The sequence below is a fragment of the Bacillota bacterium genome, from assembly GCA_030705925.1.
GTDB lineage: Bacteria > Bacillota > Clostridia > Oscillospirales > Feifaniaceae > JAUZPM01.
On record JAUZPM010000100.1, the window covers coordinates 1 to 5,839 of the forward strand.

Consider the following 5,839-nt stretch of genomic DNA (forward strand, 5'->3'; position numbering starts at 1 on the left):
CTATTCATAATCCACCTCATTATAACGTTACCAGCGCATCTTCGCCGATCAAAGCATTGAATTCACCGTCTCCGCTCAAATGCAGAGCAGTAGGAGCAATTATAATATCATCAATTTTTTTTCCGTTTATTTGCACACATTCAGGGCGTATTCCTATCAGTATATCGCCCCCATTTCCAACAGAACGGAAAGGTATAATATAAACGCCTGTTTCCGCGCATGATATTTGTTTTTCGAGCGATTCATCCTCTACTACAAGTACCGGAAATTTAGTAAACGGTTCTGTAAGTTTATGTCCAGTGTCAACAAGGCTTATGTACTTTTTTGATTCTCCAAATATATCGACGTTAACATCTAATAATTTGCGCTGTGATGCTCTGCTTCTTGTAAAAATATAAAAGCTTAATTTTATTATTCCGTATAATAAAAAGAAAATAGCCCCAAATACGACAGGCGAAATTTCAAGATAAGGCACACCGTTTACAATCCGCATTTTCCTTCCGTCTCCAAAAAGGCTGTACAGACCGTAAAAACCACCGCCGAAACTGAACGTTATTGCAAGCAGTAATAATGTAAGTTTTAAAAAAGATTTAAAAGAAGTAAAACGGAAGGCTATTATAACGCATAGTACAGCTCCTAATATTTTTACTAATCCGGAAAGGAAAGACTTTGGCATAAAAAATACTATGCATGCGTAAACCGCGCCTATTAAGGAGGCTAGGATTATGCGAGCAGTCTTAACATGCTTTCCGGCAATAGCTGAAGTCAGTCTAATCAGCAAAAAATCGATCGAGAAGTTGAATAAAAAAAGTGCGTCTAAATAAACAACACGCATAATTCACTGCCTCCAATCGTTTATGATAAAAGTATATCAAAGCAAAATGTACAAAGCTGTCACATTTAGTACAGTGAAAAATAAATAAACTTGTAAACCTTGCTGTGCATTCCCGATTTTTCGACCAGATGGTATCTTTTTTATTTTAATTTATAAAAAAAACAGCCAAGACTGGCGAAAATCACCGTCCGGCTGTTTTTTAATGATATGGTTTATTCAAGATTTAGTTTTTTTGTCAAGAAGTTATTAGTCAAATAGAAGAATAATACCGCTAGTGCAGCAGTTATTAGATTAGCAATAAAAATCACAAGATTTATTGCAGGAAGTCCGTTGTTAACAGCAAAAAGATTTCTTAGCGTTTTTTCTATCGTATCAAAAGCGTGAATCGAATTCATAAATGTAAGGAGTAGTGATGCAATTATCTGCATTCCAGTACTGATTCCTATGAATGTTCCAAATGATGCAAGTCCTTTATGACTATTGGATAATTGCCCTATTGAAAGTGAGCTATAGACCATCAAAACCGGTACCGATACTGATAAAACCGCAAATATTACCAGCTGAATTCCAACAAGCGCAGTCGAAAAATTAAAATATTTAAATAATCCGATAAAACTTGAAAACAATGATTTTAACATAATATGATTAGCAGCAAGAATTAAAAATGATATTATTGAAATAAAAGAACCTGCGCACAACCAGATTAAGGCGCCGACCAGCTTGCTGAATATTAGGGATATCGATTTTACCGGAAGCGTAAACATAAGATAACCCTCGTCACCCAATAAGTTTTTATAAAATCGCTGTATCAGAATTAAAAAAGTCATAACAATAAAAGCGATAAAGATGCCGGTCATAAGCAGTGATGAAATAATACGTGGAAACGTGCCGCCAACTTTAAAAGTTAGTTTTGTTACGCAAGACATAATCAGAGCAGCGGCATAAAGAGGCAGCAAAATCCGTGCGGATGACTTAAGCTCATACTTCATTAGTTTTCCTAACATTTGAATACCTCCCTGAATAATGCGTCAACCGATTTGTTGTGCTGAGCCCTTACATTGTCAACGCTGTCTGCAAGCACGATATCTCCCCGATTTATGAATATTATGTCATCCAGAATATTTTCAACATCCGAGATCAAATGCGTCGATATTATAACTGAGGCATTTTCGTTATAATTTGTAATGATCGTATTTAAAATATAATCCCTTGCGGCAGGATCAACTCCGCCAATAGGTTCGTCAAGAAGATACAGTTCTGCGTCTCTGGACATTACGAGTATTAACTGCACCTTTTCTTTAGTACCCTTTGACATGGTTTTCAAAGTATCATTAAGATCAATTCCAAGCTTTGATAACATATCAAGTGCACGTTCACGTCTGAAATCAGTGTAAAAATCGCCGAAAAAATTTAAAAGGTCGTTAACTTTCATCCAATCGTTTAAATATGTGCGTTCTGGAAGATATGAGACTATTTTCTTTGTATCAATGCCGGGTTTGAAACCACCGACCAGAATATCTCCTGAAGAGGGCGTCAAAAGTCCGTTAGCAAGTTTAATAATAGTTGTCTTTCCGCTTCCATTTGGCCCCAGCAGTCCTATGATTCTTCCCCGTTCAACAGTAAAATTCACACCATTAAGCGCTTTTTTACTTCCGTAATTTTTGCATAAATTTATGCACTGTAAAATAGGCGTCATTGTGCTTTCTCCTTTACTGTTTTTTCTAATATTACTAAGATTTCTTTAGGTGAATATCCCATTGTTTGCATCTTTTCAAGAAACGCATCAATGTATGATAGAGCCGTCTTACTTTTCAACTGTTCGATCATAACCTTATCCTCCGTTATCATTCTCCCGCTGGTTCTTTGTGCAAATACCAATCCCTCACGCTCAAGTTCACTTAAAGCTTTTTGCATCGTATTAGGATTGACCGATGCATCAGCTGCAAGCTCTCTTACCGATTCAAGTCGATATCCCGGTTTGTATTCTCCTGAAATGATCCGGCTTTTAATCTCATCCATTATCTGGATATAAATCGGGCGATCTGGTTCAAAACTCCATTTCAATATGCTGCCTCCTTTGTATTACTGTATTACGCACTTAATACAATAATACAAAGGCTCTGGTTTGTCAATATATAAAAAAAAAATAATGCGTTAAAGCGCATTATTTTTTAAATATGATATTAGAATATCCTTTTTATTATCTTTGGGGACTTCTATGCAATGCTCTAAAGCATTTTTCATCATTATCCCGATATTTCTTCCAGCTTCAAATCCGGCATCAATCAAATCATTTCCGGTTAAATTTAATCCTGATAAATTATACGGCTCTTTGGTGTATTCAATATCCTTAATTAATTTTAACAAATCCTGCTCTTTACTTATCAGAGCATATGAAATTAATGGATTGACTCCAAATCGAAACATCAACCTTTTAACGGAAGCTCTGTCAAACTCTCTTTTATATATTTTATCAATTTCTGCAACATCACGTATCTTTTTTGACTGCTCATTAGAAAGTCTGAGCCGGTGTATGTAATATCCACGGCTGTTTTCCGATAAGCATAAAAAAAATGCCGCCATTATTTCTTCCTTTGCTACATCTTTCAAGGAAATTGAAGCTTTTGCTATATTAAAAGATAAAATACCGTCTTCATCAAGTTTCCAAATTTCATCTGGATTATCTGATTCCAATATTTTAAACAATTCTTCTCTTACCCGTTCACCGCTTATTAGATCAAGTAAAGATGCACTTTTAATAGCAGCTCTCCTTGTCTCTTCTTCAATTGAAAACCCAAGCACTGCTGCAAATCTATAAGCACGCAAAATACGCAGAGCGTCTTCATTAAAACGGCATATAGGGTCACCAACGGCTCTTATGATTCCATTATGGATATCATTAACCCCATTAAATAAATCAATAACACCCTTTTTTATATGATAAGCAACGGCGTTAACTGTAAAGTCACGCCGCTGCAAATCTTCTTCTATTCTTTTTGAAAAAGTAACATTTCTGGGTTTACGCGCACCGACATATTCTCCGTCATGACGGAATGTGGTAACCTCGACCCAACGCTCTCCTGTAAAAACGGCTACAGTTCCAAAACTTTTCCCCTGCGGAAAAGTTTTGCTAAAAAGAGATTCGATTTCATCAGGCAACGCATCTGTAGCGATATCAAAATCGTTTATTTGCCTGTTTAAAATCGAATCTCTCACGAACCCGCCGACAATATAAGCGTCATACCCCAACTTTTCAAAAGTCAAAAGTATGTCCCTTACATCAGCGGGCAGATTAAAAGACGTATTTTTCAAAAATCGTCACCCTGTGAACAATGTTTTTTTAAAGCTCAAGTGCAGGGGGTTCTTTTGCAGGCTGGGCAACTGCAGGTCCCTCTGACTCTGCTGCCATAGCCGCAGCTTCCTCATACTTTTGTATGATAGCTTTTTCGAGTTCAGCCCTGAATTCTGAGTTTATAGGATGGACAATGTCTCTAAATGTTCCGTCACTTGCTTTGCGGCTAGGCGTTGCGACAAACATGCGCTCCGTACCTTCAATAATACGGATGTCATGTACCGCAAGGCAATCATCAAACGTCACTGATACAACTGCTTTAACTTTTCCCTCATTGATTAATTTTCTAATTCTGATGTCTGTGATTTTCATAATCTGCAAGCCTCCTGCAACTATTATTAACAGGCTTTAACCTGTTATGCAACCTAAACTAAGAGTTTTAATTTTCGAAAAAAGAGAGTATAATAATAGTATAAACTTTTTACGAAACGGAATGATCAAATACATGAGTTATCTAAATAATCATATACATAACATTCATTTTGTCGGCATTGGCGGTGTTAGCATGAGTGCCCTTGCTGAGATTATGCTCCAAAAGGGCTATCATGTTACCGGCTCCGACATGCAGAAATCACAGGCAGTCACGACATTGGTAACAAAAGGTATCGATATTATTATAGGTCATAAATCGCAAAATGTAAATGGTAAAGATTTAATTATTTATACTGGAGCGGTGAAAAAAGATAATCCTGAGCTTGTTGAAGCTGCTCGTCTTGGCATTCCGGCAGTTGAACGGGCTCCTTTCATGGGTGAACTATTATCAAAGTATCAAAATCCTATCGCTGTTTCCGGCACACATGGTAAGACAACTACCACTTCAATGCTTGCACAGATTTTTCTCGACTCGGAAAAAGATCCAACAGTTTTAGTTGGCGGAGCAATGCCTGCAACAGGAACAAATTATCACATTGGTCACAGTGATACTATTATATTTGAAGCTTGTGAATACCTCAATTCTTTTTTAAATTTTCCTTCAAAAATTGCTGTAGTTCTTAATATAGACGCAGATCATCTTGACTTTTTCAGAGACATAGACGAAATAAAGGCATCATTTTCAAAGTTTATAAGCAAAACCGGAAGCGATGGAACAGCTGTTCTATGCGGTGATGATAAAAACTGCCGTGATATTGCTAAAAATTATCAGGGTACATCAGTCTACACTTCGCTTGTTGACCCAACAGCTGATTATTTCGCTGAAATAAAAAGCATTTCCGGCTATCCTGTCTTTGATGTATATGAACATGGAAAATTACTTGGCGATCTATCTCTTATTATTCCCGGCAGGCATAATGTTTATAACGCTCTTGCCGCTATTGCAGTCGCAAGAATTTCAGGCATTTCATTCGAAGAAATTAAATCATCACTGTCCAAATTTAAAGGTGCCCGCCGCCGCTTTGAATATGTGTTTCAGGGTCATGGCGTTTTGATCATTTGACGTACTCCGAATCGGCTGAGAGGCGGTTCTTGACCTTGGTATCGCTCTCTATCTTCCCGTCCATGAGGCGGATGATGCGCTCGGCGTGCTCGGCCGTGGCGGTCTCGTGGGTGATGAGGACGATGGTCCTTCCCTCTTTCTCGTTCAGGCGCTGGATGATGGACATGACGTTCTTGCCCGATTTCGAATCGAGGTTGCCCGTGGGCTCGTCGGCGAA

The 5,839-nt window shown here is 37.8% G+C and carries 8 protein-coding genes; 1 reads left to right on the top strand and 7 read right to left on the bottom strand.

Annotated elements, in window-relative coordinates:
• Window positions 1–19: 19 nt before the first annotated feature.
• The 6 genes from Q8865_10825 to spoVG form a co-directional block, all read right to left on the bottom strand.
• The gene (locus Q8865_10825) at window positions 20–835 is read right to left on the bottom strand and encodes a sigma-E processing peptidase SpoIIGA (protein MDP4153910.1); all 816 of its coding nucleotides are present in this window, start codon (window positions 833–835) and stop codon (window positions 20–22) included.
• A gap of 212 nt (window positions 836–1,047) precedes the next feature.
• Complete coding sequence (locus tag Q8865_10830; protein ID MDP4153911.1) at window positions 1,048–1,839, bottom strand: hypothetical protein; 792 nt, start codon at window positions 1,837–1,839, stop codon at window positions 1,048–1,050.
• Window positions 1,833–2,531: an ABC transporter ATP-binding protein gene (locus tag Q8865_10835; protein MDP4153912.1), complete on the bottom strand. Its 699-nt coding sequence runs from the start codon at window positions 2,529–2,531 to the stop codon at window positions 1,833–1,835. Before Q8865_10835 ends, Q8865_10830 begins: the two co-directional genes overlap by 7 nt.
• Window positions 2,528–2,899 carry a GntR family transcriptional regulator gene (locus Q8865_10840; protein MDP4153913.1) on the bottom strand — a complete coding sequence of 124 codons (372 nt, stop codon included), beginning with the start codon at window positions 2,897–2,899 and terminating at the stop codon, window positions 2,528–2,530. Before Q8865_10840 ends, Q8865_10835 begins: the two co-directional genes overlap by 4 nt.
• A gap of 90 nt (window positions 2,900–2,989) precedes the next feature.
• Window positions 2,990–4,147, bottom strand: coding sequence for a hypothetical protein (locus Q8865_10845; GenBank protein ID MDP4153914.1), 1,158 nt, complete (start codon window positions 4,145–4,147; stop codon window positions 2,990–2,992).
• A 28-nt stretch (window positions 4,148–4,175) separates the two neighbouring features.
• Window positions 4,176–4,499 carry a septation regulator SpoVG gene (gene spoVG / locus Q8865_10850; protein MDP4153915.1) on the bottom strand — a complete coding sequence of 108 codons (324 nt, stop codon included), beginning with the start codon at window positions 4,497–4,499 and terminating at the stop codon, window positions 4,176–4,178.
• Between the two features lie 133 nt (window positions 4,500–4,632).
• On the opposite strand from spoVG, the gene Q8865_10855 reads away from it, so the two are divergent.
• The gene (locus Q8865_10855; protein ID MDP4153916.1) at window positions 4,633–5,622 is read left to right on the top strand and encodes a Mur ligase family protein; all 990 of its coding nucleotides are present in this window, start codon (window positions 4,633–4,635) and stop codon (window positions 5,620–5,622) included.
• Here Q8865_10855 and Q8865_10860 read toward each other — a convergent pair.
• On the bottom strand, window positions 5,615–5,839 hold a 225-nt coding region (locus tag Q8865_10860; GenBank protein ID MDP4153917.1), incomplete at its 5' end, for a macrolide ABC transporter ATP-binding protein. The two genes, Q8865_10855 and Q8865_10860, sit on opposite strands and share 8 nt — an antisense overlap.